Source organism: Pseudomonas sp. GW822-FHT01E03, assembly GCF_058802985.1.
Genome location: NZ_JBXAOQ010000003.1, coordinates 164,855 through 183,120, shown reverse-complemented (window position 1 = coordinate 183,120; position 18,266 = coordinate 164,855). Strand labels below are relative to the sequence as shown.

19 protein-coding genes and 1 tRNA gene are annotated in these 18,266 nt (G+C 58.8%); 11 read left to right on the top strand and 9 right to left on the bottom strand.

What is annotated here, in order from left to right; genetic code table 11:
• The first annotated feature begins 143 nt into the window (after positions 1-143).
• From AC1RP7_RS06940 to AC1RP7_RS06925, 4 genes are all read left to right on the top strand, one after another.
• Positions 144-1,202 (top strand): PDDEXK nuclease domain-containing protein, encoded by a 1,059-nt coding sequence (locus AC1RP7_RS06940; RefSeq protein WP_493181512.1) that lies wholly within the window; start codon positions 144-146, stop codon positions 1,200-1,202.
• A gap of 68 nt (positions 1,203-1,270) precedes the next feature.
• Positions 1,271-2,245 (top strand): alpha/beta hydrolase family protein, encoded by a 975-nt coding sequence (locus AC1RP7_RS06935; protein ID WP_218495314.1) that lies wholly within the window; start codon positions 1,271-1,273, stop codon positions 2,243-2,245.
• Positions 2,246-2,283: 38 nt separating this feature from the next.
• Positions 2,284-2,700, top strand: a complete 417-nt coding sequence (locus AC1RP7_RS06930) for a hypothetical protein (RefSeq protein WP_008058485.1) — start codon at positions 2,284-2,286, stop codon at positions 2,698-2,700.
• Positions 2,701-2,706: 6 nt separating this feature from the next.
• Positions 2,707-3,159 carry a hypothetical protein gene (locus AC1RP7_RS06925; protein WP_057712423.1) on the top strand — a complete coding sequence of 151 codons (453 nt, stop codon included), beginning with the start codon at positions 2,707-2,709 and terminating at the stop codon, positions 3,157-3,159.
• Between the two features lie 71 nt (positions 3,160-3,230).
• Here AC1RP7_RS06925 and gabP read toward each other — a convergent pair whose 3' ends face one another.
• Entirely contained in the window at positions 3,231-4,622 is a 1,392-nt protein-coding gene (gene gabP, locus AC1RP7_RS06920; RefSeq protein WP_057712424.1) for a GABA permease, read from the bottom strand.
• 564 nt (positions 4,623-5,186) lie between these two features.
• Between gabP and AC1RP7_RS06915 the strand changes: the two genes are divergently transcribed.
• From AC1RP7_RS06915 to AC1RP7_RS06885, 7 genes are all read left to right on the top strand, one after another.
• Positions 5,187-5,960, top strand: coding sequence for an ABC transporter ATP-binding protein (locus AC1RP7_RS06915; protein WP_007972784.1), 774 nt, complete (start codon positions 5,187-5,189; stop codon positions 5,958-5,960).
• 13 nt (positions 5,961-5,973) lie between these two features.
• Positions 5,974-6,723, top strand: a complete 750-nt coding sequence (locus AC1RP7_RS06910; RefSeq protein WP_015093061.1) for an ABC transporter substrate-binding protein — start codon at positions 5,974-5,976, stop codon at positions 6,721-6,723.
• A 72-nt stretch (positions 6,724-6,795) separates the two neighbouring features.
• A complete protein-coding gene (locus AC1RP7_RS06905; protein WP_057712425.1) occupies positions 6,796-7,491 on the top strand; it encodes an ABC transporter permease in 696 nt (231 codons plus the stop codon).
• Complete coding sequence (locus tag AC1RP7_RS06900) at positions 7,488-8,177, top strand: ABC transporter permease (RefSeq protein WP_057712426.1); 690 nt, start codon at positions 7,488-7,490, stop codon at positions 8,175-8,177. Before AC1RP7_RS06905 ends, AC1RP7_RS06900 begins: the two co-directional genes overlap by 4 nt.
• Positions 8,158-9,387 (top strand): methyltransferase, encoded by a 1,230-nt coding sequence (locus AC1RP7_RS06895; RefSeq protein WP_493181511.1) that lies wholly within the window; start codon positions 8,158-8,160, stop codon positions 9,385-9,387. The genes AC1RP7_RS06900 and AC1RP7_RS06895 overlap by 20 nt, the downstream gene beginning before the upstream one ends.
• Before the next feature lie 343 nt (positions 9,388-9,730).
• Entirely contained in the window at positions 9,731-10,555 is an 825-nt protein-coding gene (locus AC1RP7_RS06890; protein WP_493181510.1) for an FkbM family methyltransferase, read from the top strand.
• Positions 10,556-10,633: 78 nt separating this feature from the next.
• Positions 10,634-10,709: transfer RNA gene (locus AC1RP7_RS06885), tRNA-Thr, on the top strand.
• 312 nt (positions 10,710-11,021) lie between these two features.
• On the opposite strand, the gene rffA is transcribed toward AC1RP7_RS06885, so the two are convergent.
• The 8 genes from rffA to AC1RP7_RS06845 form a co-directional block, all read right to left on the bottom strand.
• Complete coding sequence (gene rffA / locus AC1RP7_RS06880) at positions 11,022-12,164, bottom strand: dTDP-4-amino-4,6-dideoxygalactose transaminase (protein ID WP_218495542.1); 1,143 nt, start codon at positions 12,162-12,164, stop codon at positions 11,022-11,024.
• A gap of 72 nt (positions 12,165-12,236) precedes the next feature.
• Positions 12,237-13,037, bottom strand: a complete 801-nt coding sequence (locus AC1RP7_RS06875) for a class I SAM-dependent methyltransferase (RefSeq protein WP_224795443.1) — start codon at positions 13,035-13,037, stop codon at positions 12,237-12,239.
• 68 nt (positions 13,038-13,105) lie between these two features.
• The gene (locus tag AC1RP7_RS06870) at positions 13,106-13,516 is read right to left on the bottom strand and encodes a GtrA family protein (protein ID WP_090452568.1); all 411 of its coding nucleotides are present in this window, start codon (positions 13,514-13,516) and stop codon (positions 13,106-13,108) included.
• A gap of 5 nt (positions 13,517-13,521) precedes the next feature.
• Complete coding sequence (locus AC1RP7_RS06865; RefSeq protein ID WP_218495318.1) at positions 13,522-14,442, bottom strand: glycoside hydrolase family protein; 921 nt, start codon at positions 14,440-14,442, stop codon at positions 13,522-13,524.
• Between the two features lie 30 nt (positions 14,443-14,472).
• Positions 14,473-15,135 carry an acetyltransferase gene (locus AC1RP7_RS06860; protein ID WP_429521798.1) on the bottom strand — a complete coding sequence of 221 codons (663 nt, stop codon included), beginning with the start codon at positions 15,133-15,135 and terminating at the stop codon, positions 14,473-14,475.
• A complete protein-coding gene (locus tag AC1RP7_RS06855) occupies positions 15,132-16,073 on the bottom strand; it encodes a glycosyltransferase family 2 protein (protein ID WP_090452563.1) in 942 nt (313 codons plus the stop codon). Before AC1RP7_RS06855 ends, AC1RP7_RS06860 begins: the two co-directional genes overlap by 4 nt.
• Complete coding sequence (locus AC1RP7_RS06850) at positions 16,070-16,762, bottom strand: WbqC family protein (protein ID WP_218495321.1); 693 nt, start codon at positions 16,760-16,762, stop codon at positions 16,070-16,072. The genes AC1RP7_RS06855 and AC1RP7_RS06850 overlap by 4 nt, the downstream gene beginning before the upstream one ends.
• Entirely contained in the window at positions 16,759-17,982 is a 1,224-nt protein-coding gene (locus AC1RP7_RS06845; protein WP_493181509.1) for a hypothetical protein, read from the bottom strand. The genes AC1RP7_RS06850 and AC1RP7_RS06845 overlap by 4 nt, the downstream gene beginning before the upstream one ends.
• Positions 17,983-18,266: the final 284 nt, after the last annotated feature.

Sequence of the window (18,266 nt, the reverse complement as noted above, 5' to 3'; positions counted from 1 at the left end):
TTGTTCCTCAGCCCTCGCCCGGATTTAGACCCGTCCTGCCGAAGAGCCCGGTATTTCCTGCCTGTTTCTCAGCAACTCCCGGCATCTTCGAAGGGGCTCTCTTGTCATTCTCTTTCGCTGTTCAACCTGCTGCGGAAGACCTCATGACGGCCCCCACCCCCAACGACACTCACGACCCCTATCTCGCATCACTGCTTGGCAACCTTGGCAAATTGATCCTTCAGGCACGCCAGAAAGTGCTTCGGGCGGCCGACACCGTGCAAGTGCAAACCTGTTGGCAAACTGGTCGGCACATCGTTGAGTTCGAACAGAACGGCGCGCGACGGGTCAGGTATGGCAAAGAGTTACCGTCGACCTTGGCCAAAACGCTAACTGCGGAGTTCGGAAAGGGATTTGACGCTTCCAACCTTCGGTACATGCGTCTGTTCTATCAAGCCTTTCCAATTCGTGACGCACTGCGTCACGAATTGAGCTGGACCCACTACCGCCACCTGCTTCGGGTCGACAACGACAGCGCTCGTCTCTGGTACATGAACGAATCAGCCACCCAAAACTGGTCAAGCCGAGCGCTGGAGCGCCAGATCAATACGCTGTACTACGAACGCCTGCTGGCGAGCCGCGATCGCGGCAGCGTCAAGCAGGAGGCCGCCACCCACATTCAAGACATGAAGGCCAGCCCTCGGGATTTCATCCGTGATCCGGTGGTGCTGGAGTTTCTTGGTTTACCCAATGCCGGCAAGCTTCAGGAAAGCGAGATCGAACAAGCGCTGATCGAACAATTGCAGGGCTTCTTGCTGGAACTGGGCAAGGGTTTCGCATTCATTGCCCGCCAACAACGCATCAGCACCGACAGCAAAGACTTCTACATCGACCTGGTGTTCTACAACTACCTGCTCAAGTGCTTCGTCATCTTCGATATCAAGCGCGGTGAACTGACCCATCAGGACCTGGGGCAGATGGACATGTACGTGAGTATGTACGACGACCTGAAACGCAGCGCGCAGGACAGCCCCACCGTCGGCATCATTCTCTGTGCGCAAAAGGATGAATCCGTGGTGCATTACTCAGTGCAGGAAGGAAACGAGCAACTGCTCGCCAGCAAGTACAAGCTTGTCCTGCCGAGCGAAGAGGAACTCCGTAATGCACTGGATCGGGAGCGGATGGCACTTGAAGAACGACGGCTCGACCAACCACTGCGTTGAGGCCAATGGATTGTTCATCAACGACATCAAGACTATTGTTGGCAGCTACCCGCAAAGGTCCGACGCCGATGAATTTGCAGGAAACGCCTTCACTCGTCCCAACTCAAATCGAGTTGCCATTGCAACGCGTTGCGTCCGGTGAACCGTTCAAGGAAACCGCTGCAGACGGCTTTGTCCTCGGTGGCTTCACCTGGCGACACCCTTCTCGGGACGCCGCTCGTCCGGTCGTGATCATCAATGCCGCCACCTCGGTCCGTTGTCGCCACTACTCGCGCTTCGCCGACTACCTGTTCGTCCACGGCTTCGATGTCATCACCTATGACTACCGCGGCATCGGCGAGTCGCGGCCGGCATCGCTCAAGGGTCTTCAAGCCTCGTGGACCGATTGGGGAACGCTGGATTTCGAGGCGATGCTCAAGCGCGCACAGCGTGAGTTCCCACAACAGCCTATCGATGTGGTCGGCCACAGCTTTGGCGGCTGTGCAGCGGGCCTGGGGGCGTCCGGGCACCTGATCCGGCGCCTGGTGACGGTCGGTGCGCAATTCGCCTACTGGCGCGACTATGCGCCCGCTCATCGCTGGCGGATGTTCGGCAAGTGGCATGTGGTGATGCCGCTGGTGACGATGCTGTGCGGCTACTTTCCGGGCAAACGGCTCGGCTGGCTGGAAGACACACCCGCCGGCGTGGTCCGTGACTGGAGCCTCTCCACTGCCCGCTACGAGAAACGCTCCAGCGGCCGCACAATCAGCAAAACCGCCGGGCAGCTGCCCTTTGCCGACGTCACCGCGCAAACCCTGGCCATCAGTATCAGCGACGATCCCTACGGCACGGTCCCGGCCATCGAACGCCTGCTCGGCTACTTCACCGGCAGCACAAACTCTCACCTGCGCATCCATCCTGAAGACATCGGCGAAGAAGAAGTCGGACATTTCGCCTTTTTTCGCAGCGCATACCAAGCCACACTATGGCCCATTGCATTGGCCTGGTTGCAAAACGGCGAACTGGTCCCCGGCACACCCGGGCGAACGGTGCCACGCAGCTGAGCCACCCGCCCCTTTCAACGAATTACGGAACGACGCCCATGGCCTCCGCCAACAAGCAGCAAAAACGCGCCTCCCGCGCCAAGGCCAAGGCCAAGCAGAACCGCACCCAGCGGGCTGCCGCGCCGGTGGAACTGGACCCGAACGACGATCGCATCGACTTCGAATCGGTGGACCTGACCGAACTGTTCAAGAAAATGATCGACGCCGAAAAGATCAGTCAGCAAGCCATGTGCACGGCCTTCCTCGAAGATCCATTGCTGGAACTGGTGTATGAGCAGGAAGGCGAGGAAGGCGCGATGGACTTCATCCTTGCCGCGCTGATCGAATATCGCCAATGGTCGACCGAAACCGACGAAGCCGGCGCCCTGGCGTGGATCGAATCACCGGCCTTCCAGGCCGACTACGTGGCGGCGTCCGACGCCATTGCCGCGCAAACCCAACAGAAACCGAACTGAGTTCCCATGGCCTCCCTGAACAAGCAACAGAAACGCGCCAAGCGCGCAAAAGCCAAAGCCAAGCAGATCAATATCCATGGCCGCAAACCCGCCGCGCTGGACGATGATCTTGGCCACCTCGCCGAGCCGATCCCGGAATACACCCTGGCGATGTTCAGCAAAATGCGCGACGCGGAAGCCGTCAGCCGCAGCGAAATGCTCTCGGTGCTGCTGACGAACCTGGCCTTTATCATCATCGACCATCCAGAACTGCTGGACATGGAAAACGCCGACGACGAAGGCATGGCCGCCACCCACCTGGCCGCCGACATGCTGATCGACTACCGCATGTGGGCCGACGGCATGGACCGCGAGACCGCCCAGGCGTGGCTGAGCGAACCGCAGTTCATTGCTGACTTCGGTGACGCACTGGATGTCTACCGCGAGTCGCTGGAAGCGCCGGAAGAAAAAGCCGAGTAAGGGTTACGACTCAAACAAAAACGGCCGCTTGTCATCACTGACAGCGGCCGTTTTGCGTTACGCGGTATGGATCAGTTCAGCACTACCGCGCCACGCTTTTCCAGTTTGCGACGGCGAGCCACCAGCAAGCCGGCCGCTACCACCAGAGCACTGAGCAAGCCGGTCGCGAGAATTTCCACACGATGGGCTTCCTGGAACAGCATGATGGTCAGGGCCGCGACGATGAAGACGATCACCGCGTAGGTCAGGCCCGGGAACAGCCACATGCTGAAGGCAATTTTCTCCCCGCGCGCTATACGCTGCTTGCGCATGCGCAGTTGCGAAATCGCAATCACCAGGTACACCAGCAATGCGATGGCGCCGGAGCTGGCCAGCAGGAATTCGAACACCGCAGCCGGAGCTACGTAGTTGGCGAATGTTGCCAGGAACGCTGCGCCAGTGGACAGCATCACCGCCCAGTATGGCGTGCCACTTTTATTGGTGCGGGTAGACATGGCCGGCGCATCGCCGCGCTTGCCCAGGGAGAACAACATCCGCGACGAGGTGTAGAGCGCCGAGTTCAGGCAGCTGGTCACAGCGACCAACACCACGATGTCGACGATCATCTTGGCGTTAGGGATGCCCATGCGCTCAAGTACAGTCTGGTAGGAGCCCAGGCTTGCCAGTACCGGGTCGTTCCAAGGCACCAGAGCCACGACGATGAAGATCGACACGAGGTAGAACAAGCCGATCCGCCAGATAACCGAGTTGGTGGCCTTGGAGATTTGCTTGCCAGGGTTCTTCGATTCCGCGGCCGCGATGGTCACGATCTCGGTGCCCATGAAGGAGAACATGGTGGTCAGGATAGCACCCAACACCGCGCCCATGCCGTTTGGCAGGAAGCCCTGGGTGTCGAACAGATGGGAAACGCCGCTGACCTGGCTGCCCGGCAGGAAGCCGAAGATCGCCATGAGGCCCAGAACAATGAAACCGATGATGGCCAACACTTTGATCAGGGCAAACCAGAACTCGAATTCACCGTAGTTCTTCACGCTGAACAGGTTGGTCACGGTCAACAGCATCGTGATGACCAGGGCGAAGGCCCAGATGTCCACACCAGGGAACCACGCATGCAAGATGGTCGCGGCAGCGTTGGCTTCCAACGGGATCACCAGAACCCAGAACCACCAGTACAACCAGCCGATGGTGAAGCCGGCCCAGTGACCGATCGCGCGGTCGGCGTAAGTCGAAAACGAACCGGTGTCCGGCGAGGCTACGGCCATTTCGCCGAGCATGCGCATCACCAGCACCACCAACATGCCGGCGGCGGCGTAAGCCAACAGAACAGCCGGACCTGCAGCGGCGATGGCGTGACCCGAGCCAACGAACAAGCCGGCGCCGATAACCCCGGCAATCGACAGCATGGTCACGTGGCGCGGTTTGAGCCCCTGTTCGAGGCCATTAGAGCTTTGGGTACTGCTCATTAAAACTACCTTTGTAAGGAGAAGCGAATGCGTGCATCCCGTTCGGCGGACCTTCTCGTAAAAAGAAGCCAACAGGGCGTTCTGGATTCTGCACGCAATAATTGCGCCAAAATATTTCAAAACCCTCTAGCCCGGCGATCTCGCCTCGACCGGACGGTCATCGCAACCCTTTGAATTTAATGGCACTTTGCCAAAGCGTTACCCTGCGCCCCACTTTTGCGGTTACATCAGCGCACCGGAAACACACCTGAAAAGTGCTCAGCGCACATTAAAAGTGCACAAGCGGTGCATTTGGCCGGATAGCGCTTCCAACACCCTGTCAAAGCTGGCAACATCGCGCCTTTTTTTGCGGCAGCCACCGCGCTTTTTATCGACAGGCAAGGTTCAAACGGCTGTTCGGTTGTTGATGGGGCGACAGTCTGCTGCGTCGATGCGACAACCTGCCACACACCAGCCGATTACCGTCCGTAGCGCTGTTGGCTGCCATTGAAACGCTATGCTAGGTTGGCCGCCTCGCCAGGAAGGCCGCCAACAGCAGGAGCGCAACATATATGAGGAACGCACATGGCTGAGGCCACGCCCGCGCTTGAAATCCGCAACTTGCACAAACGCTACGGTTCGCTGGAGGTGCTCAAAGGCATCTCGCTGACCGCCCGCGACGGCGATGTGATCTCGATCCTGGGTTCCTCCGGCTCCGGCAAGTCCACGTTCCTGCGGTGCATCAACCTGCTGGAGAACCCGCACCAGGGCCAGATTCTGGTCGCCGGCGAAGAACTCAAGCTCAAGGCCGCGAAGAACGGTGAACTGGTGGCCGCCGACGGCAAGCAGATCAATCGCCTGCGCAGCGAAATCGGTTTTGTATTTCAAAACTTTAACCTGTGGCCGCACATGAGTGTGCTCGACAACATCATCGAAGCCCCGCGCCGCGTGCTCGGCCAGAGCAAGGCCGAAGCCATCGAAGTGGCCGAAGCCCTGCTGGCCAAGGTCGGCATCGCCGACAAGCGCCATGCCTACCCGGCGCAGTTGTCCGGTGGCCAGCAACAACGCGCGGCCATCGCCCGCACCCTGGCCATGCAGCCCAAGGTCATCCTGTTCGACGAGCCCACCTCGGCGCTTGACCCGGAAATGGTCCAGGAAGTACTTAATGTCATCCGCGCGCTGGCCGAAGAAGGCCGCACCATGCTGCTCGTGACCCACGAAATGGGCTTCGCCCGTCAGGTCTCCAGTGAAGTGGTGTTCCTCCACCAGGGCCTGGTAGAAGAGCAAGGATCGCCACAGCAGGTGTTCGAAAACCCGCTTTCGGCGCGCTGCAAACAATTCATGTCCAGCAACCGCTAACGGAGCTACCCACATGCAGAACTACAAAAAGGTCTTCCTGGCTGCCGCCGTCACCCTGGCGTTCAGCGCCGGTGCCATGGCCGAAACCCTGAAGATGGGCATCGAAGCGGCTTACCCGCCGTTCAACAATAAAGATGCCAGTGGCAATGTCGTCGGCTTCGACAAAGAGATCGGCGACGCCCTGTGCGCCAAGATGAAAGTCGAGTGCACCGTCGTGACCTCCGACTGGGACGGCATCATCCCGGCCCTGAACGCCAAGAAGTTCGACTTCCTGATCTCCTCGATGTCGATCACCGACGAGCGCAAGCAAGCGGTGGACTTCACCGACCCGTACTACTCCAACAAGCTGCAGTTCATCGCCAAGAAAGACATCGACTTCAAAACCGACAAGGCCGCGCTCAAAGGCAAGATCATCGGCGCCCAGCGCGCGACCCTGGCCGGCACCTTCCTGGAAGACAACTATGGTGACGACATCACCATCAAGCTCTACGACACCCAGGAAAACGCCTACCTCGACCTGACTTCCGGCCGCCTGGACGGCATCCTGGCCGACAAGTACGTCAACTACGAATGGCTGAAAAGCGACGCTGGCCGTAGCTACGAGTTCAAGGGTGACCCAGTGGAAGAGAGCGACAAGATCGGTATTGCCGTGCGCAAGAAAGACCCGATCCGCGAGAAGCTGAACACCGCGCTGAAAGAAATCGTCGCTGACGGCACCTACAAGAAGATCAACGACAAGTACTTCCCGTTCAGCATCTATTGATACTGACCTGCCTGACCGGCGCCTGATGGCGCCGGTTCTCGGCCTTGCCTGCCGCGATTTGAAAAGAAATCCATGATTATCGACCTCTACGGATTCGGCCCGGCGCTCGCCGCTGGCGCGCTGATGACTGTGAAACTGGCACTCTCGGCCCTGTGCCTGGGGCTGGTACTCGGTCTGCTCGGCGCCTTGGCCAAGACTTCCCCGTACAAGCCGCTGCAATGGCTTGGCGGCACTTATTCGACCCTGGTTCGCGGTATCCCGGAATTGCTCTGGGTGCTGTTGATCTACTTCGGCACGGTCAACCTGATGCGTGCCCTGGGCGAGTTCTTCGGCAACCCCGACCTTGAACTCAACGCCTTCGCCGCTGGCGTGATTGCGTTGGGCCTGTGCTTCGGCGCCTACGCCACGGAAGTGTTTCGCGGCGCGATCCTCGCCATCCCCAAAGGCCATCGTGAAGCCGGCGTGGCCCTGGGCCTGTCGAAATGGCGAATCTTCACCAAGCTGATCATGCCGCAGATGTGGCGCATCGCCCTGCCCGGCCTGGGCAACCTGTTCATGATCCTGATGAAAGACACCGCGCTGGTGTCGGTGATCGGCCTGGAAGAAATCATGCGTCATGCGCAAATCGGCGTGACCGTCTCCAAGCAACCGTTCACCTTCTATATGGTGGCCGCGTTCATGTACCTGAGCCTGACGGTGCTGGCGATGACCGGCATGCACTTCCTGGAAAAACGTGCCGCTCGCGGCTTCGCGAGGAGCACCCAATGAACTGGGAAGTCATCATCAAGTGGCTGCCGAAACTGGCTCAGGGCGCAACCCTAACCCTGGAACTGGTGGCCATCGCCGTGATCGCCGGTTTGCTGCTGGCCATTCCACTGGGCATCGCCCGCTCGTCGCGCCTGTGGTGGGTGCGGGCATTTCCCTACGGCTACATCTTCTTTTTCCGTGGCACGCCGTTGCTGGTTCAGCTGTTCCTGGTCTACTACGGCCTGGCGCAGTTCGACGCGATCCGTAACAGTTCGATGTGGCCGTACCTGCGCGATCCGTTCTGGTGCGCCACGGCGACCATGACCTTGCACACCGCGGCCTACATTGCGGAAATCCTGCGGGGCGCCATCCAGGCGATTCCACCGGGCGAGATCGAAGCGGCACGGGCACTGGGCATGTCCAAACCAAAAGCGCTGTTCTACATCATGCTGCCGCGCGCCGCGCGCATCGGCCTGCCGGCCTACAGCAACGAAGTGATCCTGATGCTCAAGGCCAGCGCCCTGGCCAGCACCGTGACCCTGCTGGAATTGACCGGCATGGCCCGCACCATCATTGCCCGGACCTACCTGCCGGTGGAGATCTTCTTCGCCGCGGGCATGTTCTATCTGGTAATGGCTTACGTGCTGGTGCGTGGCTTCAAGCTGCTGGAGCGCTGGTTGCGCGTCGATGCCTGCCAAGGGCGTTGATAGCGGCGTGTTGACGGGCGAGGCCCTGCTCGCCCGTTTCACCGCGCTGGATGCTTTTCTGACAGAGCATCAGGCACTGTGGAAACCCCGACCGTTCACTCATCGGCATCTTCCCTGGGAAACGTCCAACCCTGCTCTGGCCGAATGGCTACGCAAGCGGTCGCTGGAAGACGCGGAAAACGCTCACAACCAACCTGCCCTTCTGAATGCACCGGAGCCCTTTGCTTCCCTGGCAACAATGTCCGCTGCCTTGAGTACCGTGGATGAGTTGCCGGCTCGCACACTAGAAGCGGCGGGCCATCGGTTGAACGTCGATGTACCGGGGCGCAAATGGCAACAGATCGAAGCCTTCGCCAGCCGATTGCAGTTTTCCGAAGCACCGCAGCATTGGATGGACTGGTGTTCGGGTAAGGGACATCTGGGCCGCCGCCTGCTGCAACCGGGGCAACAACTGACGTGCCTGGAATACGACCCGGCACTGGTAACCAGCGGCCAGGCACTCAGCCAGCGCCATCACCTGCATGCGCTGCATATCGAACAAGATGTGCTCGCGGCAGACGCAGCTTGTTTACTGGGTGCGTATCACACGCCCGTCGCACTTCACGCCTGCGGTGATTTACATGTGCGGCTGATTCAACTCGCCAGCGTCACAGGCTGCAAACAGCTCGCCATCGCGCCGTGTTGCTACAACCGGATCAGTCTTGCCCAATACTCGCCGATTTCCTCGGCCGCCAAAGGCTCCGGCTTACAGCTTTCCCTCGACGACCTCGCGTTGCCCATGAGCGAAACCGTTACCGCCGGTGCCCGCGTGCGACGTCAACGCGACACCTCCATGGCCCGGCGCCTGGGCTTCGACTTGCTGCAACGGCAACTGCGCGGAATGGACGAGTACCTGCCAACCCCCTCCCTGCCCAGCGCCTGGCTGGACAAACCCTTCGCCGATTACTGTCATCATCTGGCCACTCTCAAAGAGTTATCCACAATCGGCCCGCAAGATTGGTCAGCCCTCGAAGCCTCTGGTTGGCAGCGACTGGCCGAAGTGCGCAACCTTGAACTACTACGCGGACTTTTCCGACGCCCACTGGAGCTTTGGCTGGTCCTTGACCGGGCACTTTTCCTCACCGAGCAGGGTTACAGCGTCCGCGTCGGCACCTTCTGCGAACCCCCGCTCACGCCGCGTAATTTCCTGCTCCTGGCCGAACGCGCTTAAATACATCCGACCTGTGGATAACTCTGTTGATGAAATAATCGTGGATCCAATATCCACGCCTGTTTCAGGGCTAAATCCACACTGTTCATTTTTTATACACTCGCATAAAAAATCGAAAAAACAGGTATTTGCGAACAAACGAGAACGGATCCACAATTTCGACCTAAACCCAGTGCGCTGCCAATGGCATTGTGCATAAGCATTTAATCAAAACGACATAAATGCCTAATCCCGGATCGCAGACAGGGGAAATTGCACCCTTTCATTACTCTTGATATACACACACGCAAGGGCGCCGGCAGCGCCGCCACGAACAAGAACATTCCTCCGACAGGATGCGCCAGTGACGTTCATTTCCTACGCACAGAATTTCGAAGACATACGCCTGTGGCGCGCCCTCAAAACCGTCGAGAACGGCTTCTACATCGACGTCGGGGCAAACGATCCCACCCATGACTCCGTCACCAAGGCGTTCTACGACAACGGCTGGACCGGCATCAACGTCGAACCGATGCCCAACTATTTCGAAGCCCTGAGCCAGCAACGCCCCAAAGACATCAACCTGCAGTGCGCGGCCGGGGAAAGTGCTGACGAACTGACCTTCTACGGCATCGCCGGCACCGGCCTTTCGACCCTGGACCCGGCCATGGCCAAACTGCACCGAGACGCCGGCATGGACGTGCGCAGCCAAACGATCAAGTCCCGCACCCTGGCCTCCATCTGCGAAGAACACGCCCAGGGCCGCGCCATTCACTTCCTGAAAATCGATGTCGAAGGCCACGAAGAAACCGTCCTGCGCGGCATGGACTTCAGCCAATGGCGGCCATGGGTGATCCTTATCGAAACCCCCTGGGCCCGCGACCAGGCCTGGGAAACCCTCGTCACCGACGCCGGCTACCACTCCATCCTGTTCGACGGCATCAACACCTACTACCTCGCCGAAGAACACCTGAACCTCAAACCCGCCTTCGACATCCCGCCGTGCAACCTGGACGAGTTCCAGTTCTGCAAAGGCCACAACTTCAGCCACCCTGTCGGCGACACCGAACACCAACTCGCCGCCGCCCTGCAACGCGCCGAACAGGCTGAAGCACAGCTGCGCGCGATGCAAAACAGTCGAACCTGGCAAGCCATCCAGAAACTCAAGAAAACCCTGCTGCGAGCCTGACCTGAAGCCCGCGCAAAAATAGTCAAAATTCAGGGGTTTACAGAAGCCAACCAATCGCTATAATCGTCGCCCTGACACGCCGGTATAGCTCAGATGGTAGAGCAACTGACTTGTAATCAGTAGGTCCCGGGTTCGATTCCTGGTGCCGGCACCATACAGAACAACGACTTAGGCTCACCTTACGGTGGGCCTTTTTCGTTTCTGGGGTTTCACACCGGATTTGGTCACAGCTTCTCAGTTGACTGGAGGTGGCGGCAGCCTTTTTGACTGGCACCTCGCTGCACCCTCCCTGCTGTTCAAACTGAACGAAAAGCAACTTGCCCGAGGCGGTTTCCCACGCGACAAGCACGCACACTGGCGGAGTGCTTGGCCTTCCTGGGCTACAAAGAACGCGCCGAGCCGAAAGCTGCTGCGATAAAACTCGGACTCGGGATCGTGCCGAACTCCGGCAAGAGTGCTTGTCGAATCAGCGACACAGTTCGTCCCGCAAGACTTCCACCACACGTTCCTGCTGCTCGACCGACATACCTACCCACAGCGGCAGTCGCAGCAAGCGCTCCGAGAGGTTCACCGTGTTGTCCATGGCGCCATGGACACGACCGTAACGCTGGCCAGCCGGCGAGGAGTGCAGGGGCACGTAATGGAAGACCGAATTGATTCCCTCTCGCTTGAGGCCATCGAGCACCGGTTGTCGCGGCACGTCTGCGGGCAGCAGCACGTAGTACATGTGCGCGTTGTGCTGGCAGTCGGCCGGCACGATAGGACGGCGCAGCGCCCCGCTGGTTTCCAGCGGCGCCAGCAATTCGTGATACCGCTGCCAGATGGCAAGCCGCGCCTGCGTGATGTGTTCGGCCTCTTCCAACTGCGCCCAGAGAAACGCGGCAGTCACGTCCCCTGGAAGGAATGACGACCCGACTTCCTGCCAAGTGTATTTGTCGACCTCGCCGCGGAAGAAACGGCTACGGTCAGTGCCTTTTTCGCGGATGATTTCTGCGCGCAACACATACGCAGGATCATTGACGAGCAATGCGCCGCCCTCGCCCGAAATGACGTTCTTGGTCTCATGGAAGCTGAAGGCGCCGAAGTCCCCGATACTGCCCAGAGCCCGCCCCTTGTAAGCGGCCATGACCCCCTGCGCTGCATCCTCGACCACTTTCAGGTTGTGACGCTGGGCGATCTCCATGATCGTATCCATCTCGCAACTCACGCCCGCATAATGAACCGGCACGATTGCCCTGGTGCGCGGCGTGATGGCCGCCTCGATCAGCGTCTCATCCAGGTTCAGGGTATCCGGACGGATATCGACGAACACGGGAACGCCGCCGCGCAAAACGAAGGCATTGGCCGTGGAAACGAACGTGAACGAGGGCATGATGACCTCGTCGCCCGACTGGATGTCCAACAACAACGCGGACATTTCCAGCGCTGCCGTGCACGAGTGGGTCAGCAAGGCCTTGCTCGAACCGGTACGTTCGATCATCCACTCATGGCACCGCTTGGTGAACGGGCCATCACCGGCGAGGATATTGCCGAACTTGGCTTCAGCGATGTAATAAAGTTCTTTCCCCGTCATGTAGGGGCGATTGAACTGGATCGTTTTGTCTTCCATCATTTGAGCCTTCGCACGCAAATTTTAATCGGGTCGAACTAGACTCACGTCGTTATGCAAAGTCGGGGGGCATCAACTCTTTTTCCGGACGACAAGCAGCCTGGAAGCACCGACCGGAAAACTCACTCCCACCTTGATGAGCAAACACTCCAGCCACATCACGAAACCAAACAGCACATTGAGCGCCTTGGGTACCGCTAATTCGGCGGTCTCGCTCGTATCGCCCCGCTGTTGCTTCTTGGCGCCGCGTGAAATCATCATCGCCGGCAGCAGTAACGAGACGAACGATGTGCTGCGCACGACGGAAAACCCCGCCTCTTCCACCTTGCGATGCAGGTCGGCGGCATCGTAGCGCCGCACGTGGCAGGAATATTCATCCACCTGGCTCCACAGCCACTGATGCTGGGGCACGGTCAACAGCATGATTCCCCCGGGCTTCAGGGCACGGTGCATCTGCTGGAGCACCACGGTATCCGCCTCGATGTGCTCGATGACATCGAACGCGCCAATCGCTTCGAACTCGTCGATGTAAGGGATATCGCGCGCATCCATCTGCACGAACTCCGCACCGGGCAAGCGAGAGGAGGCAAACTTCAGCCCGGTCGAGAACATCTCGCTGCCAAGCAATCTGGCCTTCGGAAACGCCACGGCGACCCGACTCAGAACGAAGCCGGTACCGCACCCGATTTCCAGAAATGAACGCATGCGCGGCGCATATTTCGTCAGCGCCCATGTAATCAACCTGCCACGCGCCCGGAACCAGAAATGGCCGCTTTCAAGATGCGCGTAGGTCTCGTAGAAGTCGGCCTTGAAGCCCTCCTGCTTGTCCTCGAGTTCTGGCGCAAACGCGGCAAAACCGTTCTTTCGAGCCACCTGATGTCCACACTGGACGCATGTCCATTGCTCCGAGGCGTACGGCGTCTCGCATTCAGAACAGATCTTCACGCCTGGTTCCCATCCGGTTGATCATGACGAAAGACGAATAGCTTGAAGACGACGAACAAGAAACCTCCTACAACGAAAATGGCAGCGGCCTGGACCCACTGATGAGGATATCCCAGCTTGTCGACAAACACGGTTAGCAAGGCCAGGTTGAGCAAGTAGCCGGCAGCGTGCGCCAGGCCGAAGCGCCATGCCGTCCCCACGACGTTGCCGCGATGCTCGAACGCCCAGTTGCGGTTGCCCAGGAAGCTGATGCAGATGCCAAGCACGTACAGGAAGCTCATGGCCAGCTTGAATGGGATGCCCAGCCACGTCAATGCCAGGTAGGCCGCATAACCGATGGCATTGCAGGCGACGCCGACGACTGCGTAACGGAGAATGGGCCTGATCACGGGCCGCCAGCGCTGCATTAGAATCACTCGTCTCCCCAGACAGCAATCCCGAAACCCGTCTTGCCATAGCCGTTGCCGTTATAAAGCATGTAGCGTCGACCGGCATGATCGAAGACGAACGGGTAACAGATCATCTCCGAATCCCAACCCGATTCCGATACGTCGATTCCCACCTGCTCATCGTGTCGCGTCCATTGCACGCCATCGGACGAGGTCGCGTAGCGGATCCGGTAGGTGGGGCAGTCCTTCGTGGCCCGGGAGCAGAACCACATCCGGTACATGTCCGCATCCTTGAGCACGCGCGGCACACCCAGGGCGTACTCGTGTTCGTCACGGAACTCGATGGCAACCGTGCCGTTGCGCTCCCACTCGATCCCGTCGGCGGACTCAGCATACTCGAGATGATAGAAGTGCTTCGCTTCCGAAGGGCCTTGCTCCCAGCGCACACAGGAGGTGAACCAAGCCCTGAATCGTCCGGCCTCGAACTGCACCTCGGGGGTGGCGACAAAGTGAGGAAGATCGCGGGTGCGGTCGATGACGGGGCCGCGGAACAGCCTCTCGAAGCGCTGGGTGGCCTCGTTCCATTCGGCCAGGCCGATGGAGTTGCGGATCTTCACCGTCACGCCCAGGTTGATCCCGGTGTAGTACAGCAGCTTGCGGCCACCGACGTTGACGATCGAATTGGGCAAGGCGCCACTGTCGTCGAAACATCCGAGGTCGCCCGGTTCGAGGACCGGATCCGGATGGACGCGCAATACCTTGGTCGGGTCCCGCATGTCGATCTCGAGGAAGCCGCCGTGTCCGCGATTAGTCTTGTCGCGCGATGAGAAATAGATGCGATACAGGTCGCCATCCACCTGCTCGGCAATGGGAATCATCGCGTGAGAATACAACCAATCGCTCTGCCCTTCTGCGCAGAATATCTTTCCTAGTTTTTTCCACATGGGATTTCTTCACGCCAATTATGAGGTTCTTCAGATGTTCCTGACGCGGGTACTCGGCACGCGCGACCGTTCGGTGGCTTGTCCAACGTACACGCCTTCGGCAGCGACATCTCCAAGAATCAGCGCGCCGGCGCCGATGATGCATTTCTCGCCGATGGTGACGTGATCGCGAAGGGTCGCGTTGACGCCGAGAAAACAGCTTTCCCCGATCGTCACACGGCCGGATACGACGATGTGCGAGGCCAGGAAACAGTGGTCCTCGATACGCGAATGATGTCCGATGTGATTGCCGCTCCACATGGTCACGTTGTTGCCGATGCGCACGAAGGGCTGAACGGTATTGTCTTCCAGGATGAAGCAGTTCTCGCCGATGTCCTCTGTCAGCACCGAGGCTCGCGAACTGATGTAGCTGACCATTTCGTAGCCCAGCTCCTTGACTGCCAGATATTTTTCCTTACGGATCTGGTTGAGCTTGGAATAGCCGAGCGCGACGAAAAAGACATACCGGTCTGGCGGGTAGATCTGGGTGACTTCATCGAATGCCACCACCGGAAATCCCTTGAAGCTCTTGTCGGCCGGCATGTAGGCGGGATCGACGGCAAACGCCTCGACCTGATAGCCGGAGTCGTTGGAAAAATAATAGAGTGCGAGCTCGGCGGCGTCGGTGAGACCAAAAATAATGAGTTTTTTCATTCGATGCTCCGCGCCTCAGCCTGACGGTAGACGTGCCGGACGATAGTGTAGGGTCTCTGCTTGACTTCGGAATAGATCTTGGCGAGATAAATCCCGACCACGCCGACGAATGCGATGATCAGGCCGCCGAGCAGCCAGATCGAAGCCATCAGCGACGTATAGCCGCTGGGTGGGTTCGCCAGGAGCAGCCAGTTGACGACGAGAAAGCTCGTGTAGGCGGCCGACAGCAGGAAGATCGCGCAGCCCACGCCGAAGATTCCCACCAGCGGTGCACTGCTGAAGGCAGTAATCGAATTGACCAGTTGTGCCACTTTCTTTCCCAGCGTGTAGGTCGTCTCGTCGCGACTGCGCTTGTCGATGGCCTGCGCACGCTGATCGAAACCGGTGATGACCCACAGACCCGCCATGAACAACTCGCGTTCGTCGTGCTGAATCAGCGCATCCACATAGCGGCGCGACATCAGCCTGGCGACGACGATATTGTCGGGCATATCCAGTCCGCTGAGGAAACGGAAGAGTTTGTAGAACACCTGCCCGGTCCAGCGTTCGAAGTGCTTGCCTTTTCGCTGCTGCTGGACACCGTAGACCACATCGGCCTTTTCGCGCTCCATCTGCTCGCTGAACGAGAGCAACCATGCCGGATCTTCCTCCAGGTCGCTATCGAGCAGGAAGACACGTTCACCGCGGGCATGTCGCAGGCCCGTCATCATGGCCTTGTGGTGGCCGAAGTTGCGCGAGAGATCGACGACTACCACGTGGTGATCGGCTTCGCTCAACTGGACGGCCAGTTCCAGGCTTGAATCGGGCGAGCCGTCGTTGACCAGTACGATCTCGTAATCGTCTCCGACCAGTTGTTGTGCCGCCTGGCTAGCACGGAGATGGAACTCCTCGACGAACTTGGCCGAGCGGTAAAGCGTGGCAACGATGGACAGCCTCATGCTTTGACATGCCTCATGTAACGGCGCGCGTCCTTGCCGCAATTGAACAGCAGATCCAGGACGGTGACGCCATGGGTGAATTCCCCCCAGAGTTGCGGATACTCGGGGAAGCCGGCGTAATCGAACCATTGCAGCGCAATGCCGGCGGCGTCGAACAGCGGCGCTTCGATGTAGTCCTTTGCCGCCGGCCCCGACAGGTAGTGCGTCGCACCGGCCTGCTGACAAAGGTCCACCAGGCGGGCAGTCCGGGTTTTGTCGCCGGCAGACACATAGTCCCAGCAATTCGTAATGCGGGTTTCAATACCGATGTATCGGCAAATCGCTTCCATGAACTTCCGGTTCATCGACGACAGCCCCGTGTGGGTCTCCACCAGATAGAGCGGCTCGAGCCACTGGGCGACCTCATCGAAGAAAGGCGCTCGCCGATAGTTGCTCTGCAGCGTTTTCCAGTGCTTGGCCTGCCAGGCAGGGGCCAGCTCGACATCGCGAATGCGGCGACTGATGCCTTGCCCGACAGGCACGCTGAGCCACTGGACGCCTTGCGGCGTCTTGATCAGGTTGCGATTGCGCCAGTCGTTCTTGGTGAACTGCATGTCGTCGTAGAGGATGAACTCATCGACCGCAGCGATCATGTCGAAATAGCCCTTCCAGGGTATGTAGTTCGACTGAAGAATGGCGACGGTCTTCATGGCTGCTTGATGCTCGCGTCCCAGGCGCCCGGGTAGTAACACCCCTGGCATTTTGCCTGCGCGACCTGCTGGAGATGGAAGGAAATGCAGAACAACAGCACCAGCGCCCAGAAACGCAACGCAGCCGGTGAAGGCTTGAACGCAAAATTCAGAACAATCGCGACGAAAACCGGTGCCATCAGCAGGTAGTCATACAGGTACGGATGAATGGCAACGGCCTGCGGCCACAGCAGGCTGGTCATCACGTATTGCGAAAAAAGCAGGTAGTAGAACATGCTGACGCCGGCCAACGGGGAGGTCCCCGCCGGTGCCGCAACGCTGGCAGGTTCACGCCGTTTGATCATGCGCAAACAGGCCAACTGGGCTACCAGGAACAGGATCGGCACGGCAATGGTCGGAAATGGCCGCGGGAACTGCGGAACAAGTACCGACTTCACGATGTTGGTGAAATAAGTGGTGTCGCCATCCAGACCAGCGCGAAACAGCCAGCCGCTGTTGGACGAGGTGAAACCCAGTGCCTTCGATATCAGTGGGGACGGCAGATAGAAGGCAACGGCCGCAACGAGGGCCACCAATGCCAGACGACACATCCGTCTGTCGAGACCGTCGCTGCGGCATGCCCAAACCAGCAAGGCGGCGCCCAGCAACGCCGCCGAGATCGGAGAAAACACGGCAAACAACACGATCACTGTCATGACCGCTCCGGATCGTTCCCGATTTTTCCAGATCAAGAACGCAGCCAGCGCCTGGAACGCAAATATCAATGGGAACGTATTGTCGACGTTGAATCTGGCCGAAGAAATCCAGAATCCCGGCATCGACACCATGAATACGACCGATAACAGAATCAGCAGGCCCTGACCGAATGCCAGGCGCTTTTCCACCAGGCGGGACAGAAAAAAGAACGTAACGCCTGCCAATGAAATGATGTTCAGGAAAGCCCCTGTCACTCTCATCGGTAATGCCTGCACATACATTTCCACTTTATAGAGGGCGTACATGTAGAACAGATAAGCAGTGGAGTGGTTGGAATACGCGATCTTATTTGCATAGTCCTCCATCGAATAGAAGACGAGGAAACCGTGCTGCGAAAAAGCGTGTTGCTCCCAGATGGGGAACGTGAAGTTTCTCAGGCGCTCGGGCGCGATCGCAATCTGGCTTGCCGCTTCCCGGAAGCCCAGTGAGTACACCACGCCGATGGTTATGATGACTGCCAGCAAGTATAAGCAGGAGAAAAGTTTATTATTTTTTATAAAGATCATCTTTTCTAGTATTCGCAATACGCTTGGGATAATTGGTGCCAGTACGGGAGGCCCAACGCGGCATTTGCTGCCAAACGAGGTAGAATCGGGTAGCGATCGGGGGAATGGCCCGTGGTATAGAGGATTACGGTCAGGCGGCAGCGCGATCATAATCTAGATGTACGGTCTGGTGAAGCGCTCCTCGTAGAGGGCGAATTGATTCACCGTGCTTTTCCAGTCGTGGGCGAGTGTTGGCGAAACTC